Source organism: Ruegeria conchae (assembly GCF_000192475.1).
Lineage (GTDB): Bacteria > Pseudomonadota > Alphaproteobacteria > Rhodobacterales > Rhodobacteraceae > Ruegeria > Ruegeria conchae.
Window position 1 is genome coordinate 235592 of record NZ_AEYW01000006.1, and the last position, 15792, is coordinate 251383.

A 15792-nucleotide genomic window follows, 5' to 3' on the forward strand; every position below is an offset into this window, starting at 1 on the left:
ACCGGATCAGGAGGGTCAAATGGCGGGCGGTTGGGCGCGCGATGGCGCGGTGAGTGAACAGATCGAAGCGTCGATTTCGGATGAGCTGGCGCGGATGCAGGCGCAAAAGCGACCTGTGGGCGAAAGCCTGACCCATTGCGCCGAATGCGAGGAACCGATCCCTGAAAAACGCCGCCTTGCTTTGCCAGGCGTAAAGCTGTGCCTGGACTGCCAGCAAGAGCGTGACAGCAGCTTCAAGACCCGCGGCGGGATCAATCGGCGGGGTTCGAAAGACAGTCAGCTGAAGTAACGCTAGGAGCGTCCTTTGAAGGATCAGCCGCAGAGATCATTACTGCAAAACGGGTTGGTTCTTGGGTTCCTCGCCGCGTTTCTATGGGGCACGCACAGCGTTATCGTGCGGTACCTGACCAGTGATCTCGGCGGGTTACAGATTGCCGTATCACGCCTGTTCATAGCCGCATTTGCGATCTACTGCATGTTGCGGGTGATGAGCGCGCGGGTCTCGGTCCAGTACAGGGATTGGAACTTCCGGCTGGCGGTGTTGTCGACGGTGGTGAACTACATTCTGTTCCACATAGGCTTGGAACATACAGGTGCTGCTAATGCGATGGTGCTTGAGAATACAGCGCCGTTCTTCGTGTTGATTTTCCTGTATTTTTTCGCGGATACCGCCGTTGGCCGGACTGATGTATTGGCGACTCTGCTGGCGATCCTCGGTGTGTTTCTGACCGTTTATCGGGATTTTCAAGGCGGGGGAGAGCCCCTGTTGGGCGATCTGATGGAAATCGGGGCGGGGCTCAGCTGGGCGGTGTTCCTGATTTCCAGCAGCCGCGCGATGCAGACCTCGGAAACTACCGCCGAAAGGTTGAACTTCCTGTTTGGCATCTTTTTGTGTTCGGGCGTCTTGTTGATGCCACTGGCGGCTTTCTCGTTCCAGATGCCAACCGCAAATGATGTGATCTTCTTGATCCTTCTGGGCGTTTTGCCCACCGCGCTTGCCTATTATCTTTGGTACGAAGCCGCCGCGCGCGTGTCGACATTGACGGCGACGCTGCTATTCGCCGCGTCGGTTGTGTTTACCTTTGTCAATTCGGCGCTGTTTCTGGGTGCAACGATCACACCGCTTGCGATTGTCGGCGCGGTTTTGATCGTGACGGCCATTTTCGTGACGACGATGAAATCAACCAAAGAGAAATGAGGCAGCCCTTGCAGGCTGCCCCTTAGATTTGGCGTTCCATCGCTTCCAGTTCGTCAATAAAGCTTGAGATCATCGACAGGCCTTTGTCCCAGAACTCGGGATCGCTGGCGTCCAGTCCGAACGGGGCAAGAAGCTCTTTATGGTGCTTCGAGCCACCGGCTCGTAGCATCTCGAAATATTTATCTTCGAACCCGTCCGCACCGCTTTCGTAGACCGAATAGAGCGCGTTCACGAGGCCGTCGCCGAAGGCGTAGGCGTAGACATAGAACGGAGAGTGGACAAAGTGCGGGATATAGGCCCAGAAGGTCTCGTACCCGTCCATGAATTCGAATGCGGGGCCAAGACTTTCGGCCTGAACGCTCATCCAAAGGGCGTTGATGTCGTCCGGGGTCAGTTCGCCCTCACGACGGGCGGCGTGCAGTTTGCATTCGAAGTCGTAGAACGCGATTTGGCGGACAACCGTGTTGATCATGTCCTCGACCTTGCCGGCCAGCAGCACCTTGCGCTGTTCCGGGGTTTCGGCCTGATCAAGCATTTTGCGGAAGGTGAGCATTTCGCCAAACACGCTGGCGGTTTCAGCCAAGGTCAACGGGGTCGATGACAGCATCTCGCCCTGATCGGCGGCCAATACCTGATGTACGCCGTGGCCCAATTCATGTGCCAGAGTCATTACATCGCGCGGTTTGCCCAGATAGTTGAGCATCACGTAGGGATGAACCTCGGTCACGGTGGGATGCGCAAAAGCGCCGGGCGCTTTGCCGGGCTTCACTGCCGCGTCGATCCAACCCTTCGAGAAGAAGGGGGCCGCGATTTCGCCCATGCGGGGATCGAAGGCGTTATAGGCGTCCATCACGGTCGCCTCGGCCTCGGCCCAGTCAACAATCCGGGTGTCTTCCATCGGCAGCGGCGCGTTACGATCCCAGACTTGCATCACGTCCAGACCAAGCCATTTGCGTTTCAGTTCGTAGTAACGATGGCTCAGCTTGGGGTAGGCGGCCACAACGGCCTCGCGCAGGGCTTCGACCACTTCGGGTTCTACATCGTTCGACAGGTGACGACCGGTCTGGGCGGTTGGCATTTTGCGCCAGCGATCGACGATCTCTTTTTCCTTGGCCTGCGTGTTATGAACGCGCGCGAAGGTTTTAATGTTGCTTTGGAAAACGTTGGCGAGTTCGCGCGCTGCGGCTTCACGCTTGGCGCGATCCTGCTCGGTCAGCAGGTTCAGCGTACCTTCGATATTCAGCTCTTCACCATCGACGGTGAAGGTCAGGCCCGCGATTGTTTCGTCGAACAGGCGTTCCCACGCGTCACCGACAACGCCGAGGTCGTGCAGAAATTTCTCAAGCTCGTCGGACAGCTGATACGGTTTCATCGCACGGATGCGACGGAACACAGGTTCGTATCGCGCCAGATCAGAATTGGCGGCGAAATGCGCGGCCAGCACGTCATCGTCGATGCGGTTCAGTTCCAACGTGAAAAACACCAGCGGAGTGGTGAATACGGTGATCTTCTCCTGCATGTCCGAAAGGAACTTGGCGCGATCCGCGTCGGTGGTCAGTTGATAATAGCGCAGACCGGCAAAGGACATGATGCGCCCGGCGATGGCGTTGATCTTTTCGTTGCGCAGCACGCAGGTCAGAAGGCCAGCGGCGTCCAGATCGGCCAGCTTGCCCTCATAATCTGCGGCAAAGGACGCACATTCGCCTTCCAGCCAGTCCAGATCGCGGGACAGTTCAGGTGCATCTTCCGAGGCGTAGAGGTCCGTCAGATCCCATTCCGGCAAATCGCCCAGATCATCGGCACCGCCGCCTGCATTTGCGTCACGGACGGGAAAGGGAAGGTCGCGCATGGAACACCTCGAATAAACTGCGTTGGCAAACATTTAGGCGCGGCACGTCCGGATCACAAGCAAGCTGTCGGCTTGGGCCTTAATGACAGGGCTCGGGTTTTGGTTTCGCCGCGGCTGCCGCGAAATGTGCAGCCAGTTGATCAAAGACCGGCTCGCGCACCTCGGGTGCCTCCATCAGAACTTCGTGTTCGCCGTCGGGGATCTCGACCAGAGTACCACTGGGCCAGTCGGCCATCCGGGCTCGGATCGCTTTGCGATCCACAATCTGTTCGTGACTACCCAAGAAGGTCAGGGCAGGGATGTCGGGCGCGGTCTGTTCCATCAGCCAGGTGCATTCATCCAGCGCCTCGCGCAGCCAGATGGTGGACGGGGCACCCAAAGCCAGCTCGGGATGCGCGGCCAACTGGTCCTGCATCATTCGGTACATCGCTGGATCGCGCGTCAGCACGTTTCCTTCGAAAGGTTGCGACACCACATAGCTTTCAAGCGAAGTTGTGGGCGGCTTTTTCTCTCCCAATCCCAGACGCGGCCCCCAATAGGCGGTCAACTGGCTGAGAGGCTTCATGATCGGTGTAAAGAAAATACCCCACATCGGCCCTGTGAAGGCACAAGCAGCGAAGTCATCTCCTTCCAGAACCGCGCGCAACCCAATGGCACCACCCATCGAGTGACCGATCACAAACCAGGGTTTGGGCAATTCCAGTTGCGTGGCGAGTGCCAAGGTGGATCGAACGTCATGCTGATAATCAGTGAATTGTTCGACATGACCGATTCTCGGATCATCCAGCAAACGATCCGCCAGACCTTGTCCGCGCCAGTCAACAGAAAGGCAGGCAAATCTCCGGCTCACGAATTCTTTGGCGGTATCACCGTATTTTTCGATATATTCCGTACGACCGGGGAACAGCATCACCGTGCCGCGCGCATCACCTTCGGGCAGCCAATGTGCCACGCGGATGCGTATGCCGTCTTCGGTAGTCAGCCAATGGGCCACTCCACCAGCAGGGCCGCCGGCCACGTCTTCGAATAAGGGGGCCGGCGAAAACTCCATCAGGCCAGCACCGAGGCGAGTTTCATGGCGATTCCCATGTCTCCGTCAACGCTCAGCTTGCCGGACATGAATGCACCGGTTGGGTTCAGGTCGCCGCTGAGGATTTGTTCAAAGGTATCCGCATCGGCGCTGAGGGTCACATCAGCCTCATCATCGCTGACGCGCGCACCGCTTGCATCCAGGATGATAGATCCCAGATCGGCGATGGCGAACTTTGCTGATGCGTCGAAATCGCCGCCCGACAGTTTCTCATTCAATGCCGCCGCGGCTTTTTCCAGAATATCGCTCATGGTCTTCCTCATATTGTTCATGCGCCGTGAATGGACATCCCCGGTCGCAACGCTACACTGGCCATTGTTATGGGTATTGCAATCACCAATCTCAAACGTACCGTCGCGGCACTTGCCGTCATAGTCACGTTTTCCACCACTTGCACTGCGCAAGAGGCGGATTCGCGCGACGAGGCGGCGTTGTTAGAGCAACTGGCGCAATCGACGCCCGAGCAGGCCATCGGTTTGGATCGGCAATTGCAGGCGCTGTGGTCACAATCCGGTTCGGCCTCGGCTGATTTGCTGCTTGAGCGCGGGCGAGAGGCGTTGGATGATGGCGATGTCGAGGCTGCTCTGGACCATCTGACAGCGCTCACTGATCACGCACCTGAATTCGCCGAAGGCTGGCACGTGCGTGCATCGGCTTTTTTCGGCATGGAGCGGTTTGGTATGGCAGCTGCTGATCTTGAACACGCTTTGACCCTTAACCCAAACAATTATGAGGCTATCTATGGCCTTGGGCTGATCTTCGAGATTGTAGGTGAGCCCGAGCAGGCGTTCGAAGCCTATTCGCGCGCATTGGCTATACATCCCCATCATGAAGAAGTAACCAATGCCGTGAATCGGCTGAAGCCTCAGGTTGAAGGCAAGGCGCTGTAAGTCTCAGGGCGCAGGGGGCAAAGGTGAGCGGGTCATCCCGAATCGTGGCCGTACTTGGCCCAACGAACACAGGTAAAACCCATTACGCGATCGAACGTATGCTGGGGTACCGGACAGGTTTGATCGGCCTGCCACTGCGGCTGCTTGCGCGCGAGGTTTATGACAAGATCGTAGCCATTCGCGGTCATTCGGTCGTGGCGCTGGTGACGGGCGAGGAACGTATCGTGCCGCCGCGGGCGCAATATTGGGTCTGCACGGTCGAGGCGATGCCCGAAGGAATGGGCGCCGATTTCGTTGCTATCGACGAAATCCAGCTCTGTGCCGACCCTGAACGCGGCCATGTTTTTACCGACCGTCTACTGCGCTCGCGTGGAACGAATGAGACGTTGTTCCTCGGCTCTGACACTATGCGGGGTGCGATTGCCGCGCTTGTTCCCGAGGCGCAGTTTGTCCGGCGCGAGCGGATGTCTCAACTGGTCTATTCTGGAAGCAAAAAGATCAGCCGAATGCCCTCGCGCAGCGCGATTGTCGGGTTCTCGGTCGACAATGTCTACGCCATCGCGGAATTGCTGCGTCGTCAGAAGGGCGGGGCGGCGGTGGTCATGGGGGCGCTCAGCCCTCGAACGCGGAATGCGCAGGTTGACCTCTACCAGAACGGCGAGGTTGATTATCTGGTGGCTACCGATGCCATCGGCATGGGTTTGAACCTGGACGTAAACCATGTGGCGTTCTCATCCCTGACCAAGTTCGATGGCCGCCGAATGCGGCCTTTGGCGCCCAATGAACTGGCCCAGATCGCAGGACGGGCCGGGCGTGGCATGTCGGATGGCACTTTTGGCGTTACTGGTGAGGCTCCGCCGCTGGATGAGGGCGTGGCCCAAGCCATTATGGACAGCCGGTTCACACCGATGAAGAAGCTGAACTGGCGGAATGCCGCCTTGCGGTTTGGCACGATCGAGGCATTGATCGACTCGCTTGAGATCAGCCCCGACAATGAGCACCTGATCAAGGCGCGGCCCGCCGACGACCTGAACGTTCTGAAATCTTTGTCCCAAGTCACCGAAGTTGTCGCCCGTGCCAGCGATGGACCATCGGTACGCTTGCTGTGGGATGTATGCCGAATCCCTGATTTTCGCGGAATAAGCCACGCCGAACATGCCAGCCTGCTCGAGGTGATCTATGGCCACCTGCATGAGCGCGGATCTATCCCTGACGATTTCATGGCGCGGCAAATCCGCCGGATCGACCGTACGGATGGGGATATTGATGCGCTGTCCAAAAGGTTGGCATATATTCGCACTTGGACATATGTTGCGCAACGAAACGGATGGGTGCGTGACGAATCCCATTGGCGTGATGAGACGCGCACTGTAGAAGACAGGCTGTCGGACGCTCTGCATGACCGTCTGACCCAACGATTTGTGGACCGGCGTACATCTGTTTTGCTGCGCCGGCTCAAGCAGAAGGAGGCCCTTTTGGCCGAAGTAAATGACAAGGGTGAAGTGACCGTCGAAGGCGAATTCGTCGGCCGTCTGGAAGGGTTCCGGTTTTCGCCGGACAAAAGCGCGCAAGGAACCGAGGCGAAAGCTTTGAAATCGGCCTCTTTGCAAGCACTCGCGCCGCAATTCCATCTGCGTGCCGATCGCTTCTACAACGCGCCCGATACCGAAATAGATTTCACCGATCAGGGCGGACTGATGTGGGGCGAATATGCTGTCGGCAAGCTGGTTGCCGGGGCCGAGCCTCTCAAGCCAATTGTCGAGGTTTTTGTCGATGAGGCCGCAGGCCCGGACGTCGAACAGAAAGTGCAGCGCCGGCTGCAGCATTTCATCGACCGCAAAGTGGCGGCGCTGTTTGAGCCGCTGCTGAATCTGTCGCGCGACGAAGAGCTGACCGGTCTTGCCAAAGGCTTTGCATTCCGCATGGTTGAGGCGCTTGGCGTGCTGCCCCGTGCGCAGGTCGCGCAAGAGGTCAAGGATCTGGATCAGGACGCGCGCGGCGCGCTGCGCAAGCACGGCATCCGTTTTGGTCAGTTCACCATCTTCATGCCACTGCTGTTGAAACCTGCGCCGACGCGTCTGCGTCTGGTGCTTTGGGCGCTGTCGAGCGGTCTGCAGGAGTTCCCCGAAGCGCCGCCTCCGGGGTTGGTCACCGTGCCCGTCGCAAAGGATGCGCCGCAGGGCTATGACACCATGTGCGGTTATCGTGATGCCGGCGAACGCTCGATCCGGATCGACATGCTAGAACGTTTGGCCGACATGTTGCGGTCCGAGGACAGCCGGGGTGGTTTCGAAGCCAAGCCTGATATGCTGTCGATCACTGGTATGACGTTGGATCAGTTTGCCGACCTGATGCAGGGGCTGGGCTACAAGGCTGAACGTGGCGAACGTGAGAAAGTGAAGCCAGTACCGGTCGAAACCGCACCCGAAACTACGACAGACGCGCCCGAGCAACCTGTCGCTGAAGATAACTCTGCGCCAGATGCGCCGACCGAAGACGTCGCGACATCCGCCGAGGCGTCAGCCGAGGCCACCGACAGCACCGAGACGGCAGACGAGGCACCTGCTGCGGACGAACCCGAGGTCGAGGTGTTCTATACCTTCACCTGGGGTCGCCAGCGCCAGCAAAACCGTGGCCCACGTCGCGAGCAGGGGCAGGGCAAAGGCAAGCCGCGTGGTAAGCCGCAAGATGGTCGCAAGCCGCATGGTAAGAAAGGTGGCAAACCTCAGGGTGCCAAGTCCTTCTCGTCTCGGCCGCCCAAGAAGGAAAAGGCCATCGATCCCGACAACCCGTTCGCAGCAGCGCTGATGGGTCTGAAGGACGGTAACTGATCCGCGATGGCCGAGGCCAAGCTGCGGATCGACAAATGGTTGTGGCAGGCGCGGTTCTTCAAGACCCGTAGCCTGGCCGCTAAACAGGTCAGCGGCGGCCATGTCAGGCTAAACGGAAACCGGGTGCTGAAACCGGCGCAAGCTGTGGCACCCGGAGACGTCCTGACCTTTCCCCAGGGGCGGATCGTCCGCGTTGTGCGTATCGAAGCGCTCGGAGAGCGCCGTGGCCCGGCCCCCGAGGCGCAAGGTTTGTACTTTGATATGACTGAAAAGCAGGATGTACCGCCCAAGAATCCCGGATTTGAAGGAAAAGGTCGTCCAACCAAGAAGGAAAGGCGCGCGCTTGATCTTTCTCGCACCCCAAAGGGGTGATCTGACCTTGAAGAGGCGGTCAGACTGGATTAGCTAGTCGCCAAAGCGCAAACGGGAATTCCAAAATGACCTACGTTGTCACCGAAAACTGCATTGGCTGCAAATACACCGATTGTGTCGAGGTATGTCCGGTGGATTGTTTCTACGAAGGTGAGAATACACTGGTCATTCACCCCGATGAATGCATCGACTGTGGTGTGTGTGAACCCGAATGCCCCGCCGACGCAATTCGCCCCGATACCGAGCCGGGTATGGAGCAGTGGGTCGAGTTCAACCGGAAATACTCGGAAATGTGGCCGGTGATTGTGACTAAGAAAGACCCCTTGCCCGAGGCCGAGGAACGCGACGGCGAAGAAGGCAAGATGGAGAAATATTTCTCGGAAGCACCCGGCGAAGGTGGTTAACCGATTCGGTGGCCCCTAACCGTACGTTAGACAACAATCTGCGCCATAATACATTGAGGTAAAAAGGGAATCTCCCATTTGCCTTAGGTCGGTCTTTTGAGTGTCGCAATTTTGTGATATACTTGGGGTCGAATGATGACTGTGATTGGGATGTGCTCCGTAAGTATGCTCGCTTTGGAGTTCTGATTTTATGACAAATAAGCCGCCTGGCGGGGCCGTTTAGGGCCTCGGCTGTGGTCTTTTTGTCGTCTCATATCCCGATCTGTAATGAAGGATGAATGTGAATGTCGAAATCGAAAAAGCTTGAGTTCCGCCCGAACGATTATGTCGTCTACCCGGCTCATGGCGTGGGACAGATCGTATCGATCGAAGAGCAGGAAGTTGCAGGCTTCTCGCTTGAACTGTTCGTAATCTCCTTTGAAAAAGACAAGATGACGCTGCGCGTGCCGACCAACAAGGTCACCGAATCCGGCCTGCGCTCACTCAGCTCTCCTGATGTGATCAGTCAGGCCATGAAAACGCTAAAAGGCAAAGCCAAGGTCAAGCGCGCCATGTGGTCGCGTCGGGCGCAGGAGTATGAGCAAAAGATCAACTCGGGTGATCTGATCTCGATCGCTGAAGTGGTCCGCGACCTGCACCGCACCGACGACCAGCGCGAGCAGAGCTATTCCGAACGTCAGCTATATGAGGCGGCGCTTGAGCGTCTGACCCGCGAAGTTGCTGCAGTGTCTGGTGCAGATGAAATCTCGGCCGCCAAGCAGGTGGATGAGGTGCTGACCTCACGCGCTGCCTGATCAAATGCACCACCCATTTCAAAGCCGCTCCGGTATCGGGGGCGGCTTTTTTTATGAACCGTCGCTTGGTGCTGTAGTCGTTTCAGGGTATTTTTCTCTGAATATTAGGCGGATACGGGGTCAAGATGAAGCAGGCTGTGAAGTTTCTATACATCAGCCACGACCCGATTTCGGTCTGGTTTCGGTATGGTCTGATCCTGTTCGACATCGCGACGATCGTGTTCTTTGTTGCGACCGCGCATATTCCGCACGGTCCGGGTATTACCGCAACCAGTATTGGGGTCGGTGTGCTCATTCTCATGGATTTTTCTGCCCGGCTTTGGATATCGAAAGATCGTTGGAAGCTACTGCGTCAGATTTACACGTTGGCGGACATTGTTGTTATCGTTTCGCTTTTCCTTGATCCGTTTCTGACCGGCAACTTGGCGTTTCTGCGTATTTTGCGCGCCTTGCGTTTGATTCATTCATACCATTTGCTCAGGGATTTGCGGCGTGACAGCAGCTTTTTCCGAACGCATGAAGACGCGGTGATCGCTGCAATCAATTTGCTGGTCTTTGTCTTTGCGACTTCGACCGCTGTATTGGTCTTTTTTGTGCCGGAAGACACCCAGACGCCCTATATCGACGCGCTGTATTTCACGATGGCCACACTGACGACAACTGGGTTTGGTGACATCACGTTGTCGACGCCGGGTGGTAAGCTGTTTTCGGTTTTCATCATGGTTGTTGGTGTGGCCCTGTTCGTGCGTCTGGCGCAGGCGATCTTCATGCCGCAGAAAGTGCGTTACAAATGCCCCAGCTGTGGTCTGTTTCGCCACGACCCGGACGCTGTGCATTGCAAGCACTGCGGCGCGACGCTGCGGATTGCGACGGGGGGTGCCAGTTAGATCAAAGCGATCAGCGTCAGCAGGAATGTGATCTCGGTTATCTGCTGCGTTGCCCCCAGAATGTCGCCGGTTTGACCTCCGATCTTTGCCTTGGCGAACTTCGCAACAATCAGGCTGGCGATCATCGCAAAAAGCATTGGGATCAACGCCAGAGCCCCCAATAAGCCCAATGCCAACACTGCGGCCACTACCAACCCGGCTAATACCGCAGATATCGGCGGTGCGCCGACCGAATGGCTTAGCCCTGAGTGCCGGGCATTTTTTAGAAAAGTCATCAAGGCGGGCATAAGAGATCGGGAATACACACATGCAGCCAGCACACCTGTCATCACCTCGGCACCAACAAGAGCTGCAATGGCTGTGATACGTAGAATCTGAAATAGCAGCAGTGCCAGCACACCATAGGTGCCGATATGGCTGTCCTTCATTATCTCGAGCCGCCGCTCGGGCGTGAACCCTCCCCAAAGGCCATCGAACGTATCAGCCAACCCGTCTTCATGCATTGCACCTGTGGTTGCGATCAGCGCGGCAACGATCAGGCCTGCGACTGCGAAAACGGGCAACTGCGCCCAGATTGCGATCCAACCGATACCACACGCCAGGGCACCAACGATCAGCCCTGCAAGCGGAAATGCCCAGACGGCGCGCGACTGGCGAGTAAACGCCTCTTTCGGCAAGCGTGGCAGGGGCAAGCGTGTCAGCAAGACCAGCGCAAGCGGAATATCCCACATGGAAAATGGGGCAGTGTCGTTTTTGGTCACTCCCAGGCCTTTCAGGGTCTTGTTGCTTTGTCAGGTTTGGTTAAACACACAGGACCACTCTGACGCAACGAGGCTTTCAATGCTGCCTGAACTCGACGATCTGAACAGTTTCCGCGACGCGCTGACCGGTGCGGCCGGTCCGGATACTTCTGCCGTGCAGGGCGCGCAAGAGCGCAACGGCCAACTAACCAAACCACCCGGAGCCTTGGGGCGGCTTGAGGATTTGGCGATATGGTATGCGGGTTGGCGTGGTGATGCGCGGCCACAGATCAGTGCGCCTCAGGTCATTGTGTTTGCTGGCAACCACGGCGTGACCGCGCAGGGTGTTTCAGCATTTCCGCCTGAGGTCACTGTTCAGATGGTCATGAATTTCGAACACGGCGGTGCTGCGATTAATCAACTGGCCAAGGCTGCGGGTGCCAAGATGGATGTGCATGCGTTGGATCTGGACTGTCCGACCGCAGATTTCACCCAAGCCGCCGCGATGAGCGAAGATGAATTGCTGCGCGCGCTGCGCACAGGCTGGGAAGCCGTCGATCCGCAGGCTGATCTGCTGGTTGTGGGAGAGATGGGTATCGGCAACACCACCCCTGCAGCCGCCATCGCCTGTGCGCTGTTTGGAGGAGATGCATCTGACTGGACCGGGCGCGGCACAGGCGTAGATGATGCAGGGTTGGCGAACAAAACACGCGTTGTTGCCGAAGGCGTTGCCCTGCACGGTCAAGGCGACGGTCTGCGTATCCTTCAATGCCTAGGCGGGCGCGAGATTGCGGCCATGGCAGGGGCGATTGCCGCTGCACGTGTATTGCGCATTCCAGTCATTCTGGACGGATTCATCTGTACGGCAGCAGCGGCCTGTTTGGCGCAACTTTCGGACACTGCGCTGGATCACACTGTTGCGGGCCATCAAAGTGCCGAAGGTGCACATTCCGCAATGCTGAACAAGCTAGGTAAGGAACCGTTGCTAAGCCTTGGCTTGCGCTTGGGCGAAGGTTCGGGCGGGGCGCTGGCGATCAACATTCTTAAAAGCGCCGTGGCCTGTCATTCCGGCATGGCAACGTTTGCCGAGGCCGGAGTTACAGACGGTTAAGCCGACTTCTTGGCGTGTTCCTCAGCCAGTTCCAGCAGCGCGGTTTCCAGATCTTTTTCAAGTTGCCGCGCACGCTCGATATATTTTTGTTTTCTGCCGTGGGCATGCCGGGTATCCACAGCTCGGCCAACTCGCGCACCGATCCTCGGTCGTGGTGATAGAACGTTTGCTCTGCTTGCGCGGCCTCATATTCACTAAGGCCGATATTCTCGAGAACATAGCGACCGGCACGTAGTGACCCATCGAACATTTCGCGCACGATGTCATTGGCCCCGGCCTGATAGAGTTCATAAACATGAGTGCGATCTCGCGCCCGAGCGATGATGTGCAGGTCAGGTCGCTGGCGGCGCGCATATCCGACCAGACGAGTGACCTGTTTGTAATCATCCATGGCCGCGACCAAAACCGAGGCTTTTTCAATCCCGGCGGCGCGCAGCAGTTCGGGACGCGTCGGATCGCCCAAGAATCCTTTGACGCCAAACCGGCGCATAAGCTGGATGGTTTCAATGTCGTGATCCAGAACCACGGTCTTGAATCCGCTTGCCTGCACCAGGCGATTCACGATCTGACCAAAGCGACCGATCCCTGCAATTATGACAGGCCCTCTCTCATCAATCTCATCTGGTTCGACCTTTGGCTTGCTCTCGCCGATATAGCGAGAAAGCAGATCGTAGAGGATAAACAGGAGAGGTGCGATCAGCATGGTCAGGGCGATGATCATAAGCAGTTTTTGCGACAAGCCCGGAGGGATCACGTTTTGCTGTGTCGAGAATGCCAGCAATACAAACCCAAACTCGCCAGCCTGGGCCAATCCCAAAGTAAACAGCCAGTGATCACGTCCACGTAGTTTGAAAGCACGCCCAACGATGAACAGGATGATACCTTTGGCCAAGATCACAAGTAGCGCCAACCCGATCAGATCAAATGGATCGGCGAAGAAGTACCCAATATCGATCCCAGCGCCGACTGTGATGAAAAACAGGCCCAACAGCAGCCCTTTGAACGGCTCAAGGTCGCTTTCCATTTCATGTCGGAATTCCGAGCTAGCCAGAACGACGCCCGCCAAAAATGCACCAAGGGCGGGGGAGAGGCCCACCAGCGTCATCAGAAACGAGATACCAACCACGATCATCAGTGCAAGCGCGGTATACATCTCACGCAATCGCGTGGCGTGGATAAACCGGAACAAGGGGCGGGTCAGATAGACGCCCGCCAGTACGACAAAGACGACCACTCCGATCGTGACGAGAGTAACGGCCCAGCCCGGCAGTCCTTCGACCAGCGACAATGTGGCGTGGTGATCGGCTCCGTGGGCGGAATCCACACCTCGATTGATCGAGCCATCGTCTTCTATGTGGACGCTGGCAGGCAGTGCAAGAAGGGGCAGAAAGGCCAGAATAGGTATGACGGCGATATCTTGCGTCAACAGAACCGAAAATGTGGCTCGCCCGCCATTGGTCTGCATCAACCCCTTTTCGGACAAGGTTTGCAGAACGATAGCGGTGGAAGATAGTGACAACGTAAGGCCGACAGCCAGCGCCACCGACCATTGATGGCCCGCGTAGAACGCCACAGCTGCGATCGCGGCAGTTGACAGGCCAACCTGCAGCCCGCCCAGCCCCAACAACTTGTCGCGCATGTCCCAAAGGGCGCGGGGCTCAAGTTCCAGCCCGATCAGGAACAGCATCATGACAACGCCAAACTCGGCGACGTGTTGAAGGCTCTCTGTTTCTGCGCCTACAAGGCCCAGAATCGGTCCGATTGCAATTCCGGCGGCCAGATATCCCAGCACCGAACCCAGGCCCAGACGCGCGGATAACGGAACGGCGATCACCGCTGCTGCCAAATAGATCGATGCCTGATAAAGGAACTCGTCCATTATTGTCCTCTTATATCCGCTCAGGTCGGGAGCGGCGCGTCACGTTTCAATTGGTCCATCACGATCTGGCTTTGCACACGTGCTACTGCAGGATGCGGCAGGATGACTTCGTGAAGCAAGCTGTTGAGTGCGGATAAGTCGTCACAATAGACATGAAGCAGGTAATCTGCCTCACCCGTCATCGTCCAGGCACTCGTGATCTCGGGGCGCGTGTTGACCATGCGGGAGAAGCTGGCGGATTGTTCGGGGCCATGTGTGCCCAGATGCACCTGAATGAACCCTTGAACCTGCAACCCCAGCATCAGCGGGTCCAGCCGGGCCGTATATCCGGTGATATAGCCCTCAGCCTCAAGGCGCTGTCGGCGGCGGCCCGCCTGACTGGCCGACAGGTTTAACATCTCACCCAATTGATGTGCCGTCAGGTGCGCATCTTTCTGCAAAGCTGACAACAGTCGTGTGTCTGTTGCATCCAGCATGTGCGGTGAATCTCCGGTTTTTGCGTGTTTCGTGCGGATGTTCCGCGCTCAAATTCAGTCTACATGAAAACAATGCGCAGAAACAGCACCGAATAAGGCGTATTTTTGAATCAGCAAAGAAATTCCTGTTTTCCAAGGAGACGCGCCATGGGTCCTTTCCCGCATAATGCCCCGAAATCTGTCATCAGCGAAGAAAACCCAGCCGGCACCGACGGGTTCGAGTTCGTTGAATTTGCCCACCCCGAACCGCAGGAACTGCGCGATCTGTTTGCGCGGATGGGGTTCGAATATGTCGGCTACCACCGCGACACCCCCAAGGTTGAGCTGTGGCAACAGGGTGATGTGACCTACATCCTGAATGCTGATCCGGACAGCTTTGCCGCGAAATTCGTCGCCGAGCATGGTCCTTGCGCCCCTGCGATGGGCTGGCGTGTCGTGGATGCGCAGAAGGCTTATGAGCACGCGATTGCCAAAGGGGCCGAGCCCTATGACGGTGCCGACAAGACCATGAATGTCCCGGCGATCAAGGGTATCGGTGGCTCGCTGATCTATTTCATCGATCAGTATTATGACACCTCGCCCTATAACGAGGAGTTTGAGTGGCTGGAGCAATCGAAACCGCGCGGTGATGGGTTCTATTACCTCGATCACCTGACCCACAACGTGTTCAAGGGTAACATGGACAAGTGGTTCAAATTCTACGGCGACCTGTTCAACTTCCGCGAAATTCGCTTCTTTGACATTCAGGGCAAACATACAGGTCTTTTCAGCCGAGCGCTGACTTCTCCTTGCGGTCGCATCCGCATACCGATCAATGAGGACCGGGGTGAAACCGGGCAGATCGTCTCTTACCTAAAGAAATACAATGGCGAGGGTATCCAGCATATTGCGGTGGGTAGCGATGATATCTATGGCTCGACCGATGCGATTGCCGAAAAGGGGTTGAAGTTCATGCCTGGCCCGAACGAGACATATTATGACATGTCTTACGACCGTGTGTCTGGCCATGATGAGCCCAAGCATCGAATGATGAAGCACGGTATTCTGATCGACGGCGAAGGCGTTGTTGATGGGGGTGAGACCAAGATCCTGCTTCAGATCTTCTCGAAAACCGTCATCGGCCCGATCTTCTTTGAGTTCATTCAGCGCAAAGGCGATGACGGGTTCGGCGAGGGCAATTTCAAAGCCCTGTTTGAATCGATCGAACGCGAACAGATTGAGTCGGGTGAGATTTCGGCCGCCTGATCTGAGGTCTATGAAAATAACTGAGC

General features: G+C 57.0%; 15 protein-coding genes and 1 pseudogene. 10 read left to right on the forward strand and 6 right to left on the reverse strand.

The window, feature by feature from the left end; all coding sequences use genetic code 11:
• Nucleotides 1–19: 19 nt before the first annotated feature.
• A complete protein-coding gene (locus tag G7G_RS0105655; RefSeq protein WP_010439380.1) occupies nt 20–289 on the forward strand; it encodes a DksA/TraR family C4-type zinc finger protein in 270 nt (89 codons plus the stop codon).
• Nucleotides 290–304: 15 nt separating this feature from the next.
• On the forward strand, nt 305–1198 hold the full coding sequence (locus G7G_RS0105660) for a DMT family transporter (protein WP_010439381.1): 894 nt from the start codon (nt 305–307) through the stop codon (nt 1196–1198).
• A gap of 22 nt (nt 1199–1220) precedes the next feature.
• Here G7G_RS0105660 and G7G_RS0105665 read toward each other — a convergent pair whose 3' ends face one another.
• From G7G_RS0105665 to G7G_RS0105675, 3 genes are all read right to left on the reverse strand, one after another.
• Nucleotides 1221–3047: a M3 family oligoendopeptidase gene (locus G7G_RS0105665; protein ID WP_010439384.1), complete on the reverse strand. Its 1827-nt coding sequence runs from the start codon at nt 3045–3047 to the stop codon at nt 1221–1223.
• A gap of 79 nt (nt 3048–3126) precedes the next feature.
• Nucleotides 3127–4098, reverse strand: a complete 972-nt coding sequence (locus tag G7G_RS0105670) for an alpha/beta fold hydrolase (protein WP_010439387.1) — start codon at nt 4096–4098, stop codon at nt 3127–3129.
• The gene (locus tag G7G_RS0105675) at nt 4098–4388 is read right to left on the reverse strand and encodes an SCP2 sterol-binding domain-containing protein (RefSeq protein WP_010439389.1); all 291 of its coding nucleotides are present in this window, start codon (nt 4386–4388) and stop codon (nt 4098–4100) included. Before G7G_RS0105675 ends, G7G_RS0105670 begins: the two co-directional genes overlap by 1 nt.
• A gap of 30 nt (nt 4389–4418) precedes the next feature.
• Between G7G_RS0105675 and G7G_RS0105680 the strand changes: the two genes are divergently transcribed.
• The 6 genes from G7G_RS0105680 to G7G_RS0105705 all read left to right on the forward strand — a co-directional run bounded on the left by G7G_RS0105680 (nt 4419) and on the right by G7G_RS0105705 (nt 10315).
• On the forward strand, nt 4419–5027 hold the full coding sequence (locus tag G7G_RS0105680) for a tetratricopeptide repeat protein (RefSeq protein WP_010439392.1): 609 nt from the start codon (nt 4419–4421) through the stop codon (nt 5025–5027).
• Between the two features lie 23 nt (nt 5028–5050).
• Nucleotides 5051–7858: a helicase-related protein gene (locus G7G_RS0105685; RefSeq protein WP_029621765.1), complete on the forward strand. Its 2808-nt coding sequence runs from the start codon at nt 5051–5053 to the stop codon at nt 7856–7858.
• 6 nt (nt 7859–7864) lie between these two features.
• Nucleotides 7865–8230, forward strand: coding sequence for an RNA-binding S4 domain-containing protein (locus G7G_RS0105690; protein WP_010439398.1), 366 nt, complete (start codon nt 7865–7867; stop codon nt 8228–8230).
• Nucleotides 8231–8295: 65 nt separating this feature from the next.
• Nucleotides 8296–8634: a ferredoxin FdxA gene (gene fdxA / locus G7G_RS0105695; RefSeq protein WP_010439399.1), complete on the forward strand. Its 339-nt coding sequence runs from the start codon at nt 8296–8298 to the stop codon at nt 8632–8634.
• A 284-nt stretch (nt 8635–8918) separates the two neighbouring features.
• Nucleotides 8919–9428, forward strand: coding sequence for a CarD family transcriptional regulator (locus tag G7G_RS0105700; RefSeq protein ID WP_010439402.1), 510 nt, complete (start codon nt 8919–8921; stop codon nt 9426–9428).
• A gap of 125 nt (nt 9429–9553) precedes the next feature.
• Nucleotides 9554–10315 (forward strand): ion channel, encoded by a 762-nt coding sequence (locus G7G_RS0105705; protein ID WP_010439404.1) that lies wholly within the window; start codon nt 9554–9556, stop codon nt 10313–10315.
• Here the strand turns inward: G7G_RS0105705 and cobS are convergent.
• Nucleotides 10312–11076, reverse strand: coding sequence for an adenosylcobinamide-GDP ribazoletransferase (gene cobS, locus G7G_RS0105710; RefSeq protein ID WP_010439407.1), 765 nt, complete (start codon nt 11074–11076; stop codon nt 10312–10314). The genes G7G_RS0105705 and cobS overlap by 4 nt on opposite strands.
• A gap of 79 nt (nt 11077–11155) precedes the next feature.
• Here cobS and cobT point away from each other — a divergent pair, with 79 nt between their 5' ends.
• On the forward strand, nt 11156–12166 hold the full coding sequence (gene cobT, locus G7G_RS0105715) for a nicotinate-nucleotide--dimethylbenzimidazole phosphoribosyltransferase (RefSeq protein ID WP_010439409.1): 1011 nt from the start codon (nt 11156–11158) through the stop codon (nt 12164–12166).
• Here the strand turns inward: cobT and G7G_RS22780 are convergent.
• Nucleotides 12163–14045: pseudogene (locus tag G7G_RS22780) on the reverse strand (monovalent cation:proton antiporter-2 (CPA2) family protein). The gene cobT and the pseudogene G7G_RS22780 sit on opposite strands and share 4 nt — an antisense overlap.
• A gap of 20 nt (nt 14046–14065) precedes the next feature.
• Entirely contained in the window at nt 14066–14521 is a 456-nt protein-coding gene (locus G7G_RS0105725) for an Lrp/AsnC family transcriptional regulator (protein WP_010439413.1), read from the reverse strand.
• Nucleotides 14522–14668: 147 nt separating this feature from the next.
• On the opposite strand from G7G_RS0105725, the gene hppD reads away from it, so the two are divergent.
• Nucleotides 14669–15766 (forward strand): 4-hydroxyphenylpyruvate dioxygenase, encoded by a 1098-nt coding sequence (gene hppD, locus G7G_RS0105730; RefSeq protein WP_010439415.1) that lies wholly within the window; start codon nt 14669–14671, stop codon nt 15764–15766.
• Nucleotides 15767–15792: the final 26 nt, after the last annotated feature.

Coding starts and splice junctions, on each gene's coding strand:
- G7G_RS0105655 (WP_010439380.1), top strand. CDS start 20: ATGGCGGGCGGTTGGGCGCGCGATGGCGCGGTGAGTGAACAGATCGAA.
- G7G_RS0105665 (WP_010439384.1), bottom strand. CDS start 3,047: ATGCGCGACCTTCCCTTTCCCGTCCGTGACGCAAATGCAGGCGGCGGT.
- G7G_RS0105670 (WP_010439387.1), bottom strand. CDS start 4,098: ATGGAGTTTTCGCCGGCCCCCTTATTCGAAGACGTGGCCGGCGGCCCT.
- G7G_RS0105675 (WP_010439389.1), bottom strand. CDS start 4,388: ATGAGCGATATTCTGGAAAAAGCCGCGGCGGCATTGAATGAGAAACTG.
- G7G_RS0105680 (WP_010439392.1), top strand. CDS start 4,419: ATGGACATCCCCGGTCGCAACGCTACACTGGCCATTGTTATGGGTATT.
- G7G_RS0105690 (WP_010439398.1), top strand. CDS start 7,865: ATGGCCGAGGCCAAGCTGCGGATCGACAAATGGTTGTGGCAGGCGCGG.
- fdxA (WP_010439399.1), top strand. CDS start 8,296: ATGACCTACGTTGTCACCGAAAACTGCATTGGCTGCAAATACACCGAT.
- G7G_RS0105700 (WP_010439402.1), top strand. CDS start 8,919: ATGTCGAAATCGAAAAAGCTTGAGTTCCGCCCGAACGATTATGTCGTC.
- G7G_RS0105705 (WP_010439404.1), top strand. CDS start 9,554: ATGAAGCAGGCTGTGAAGTTTCTATACATCAGCCACGACCCGATTTCG.
- cobT (WP_010439409.1), top strand. CDS start 11,156: ATGCTGCCTGAACTCGACGATCTGAACAGTTTCCGCGACGCGCTGACC.
- G7G_RS0105725 (WP_010439413.1), bottom strand. CDS start 14,521: ATGCTGGATGCAACAGACACACGACTGTTGTCAGCTTTGCAGAAAGAT.
- hppD (WP_010439415.1), top strand. CDS start 14,669: ATGGGTCCTTTCCCGCATAATGCCCCGAAATCTGTCATCAGCGAAGAA.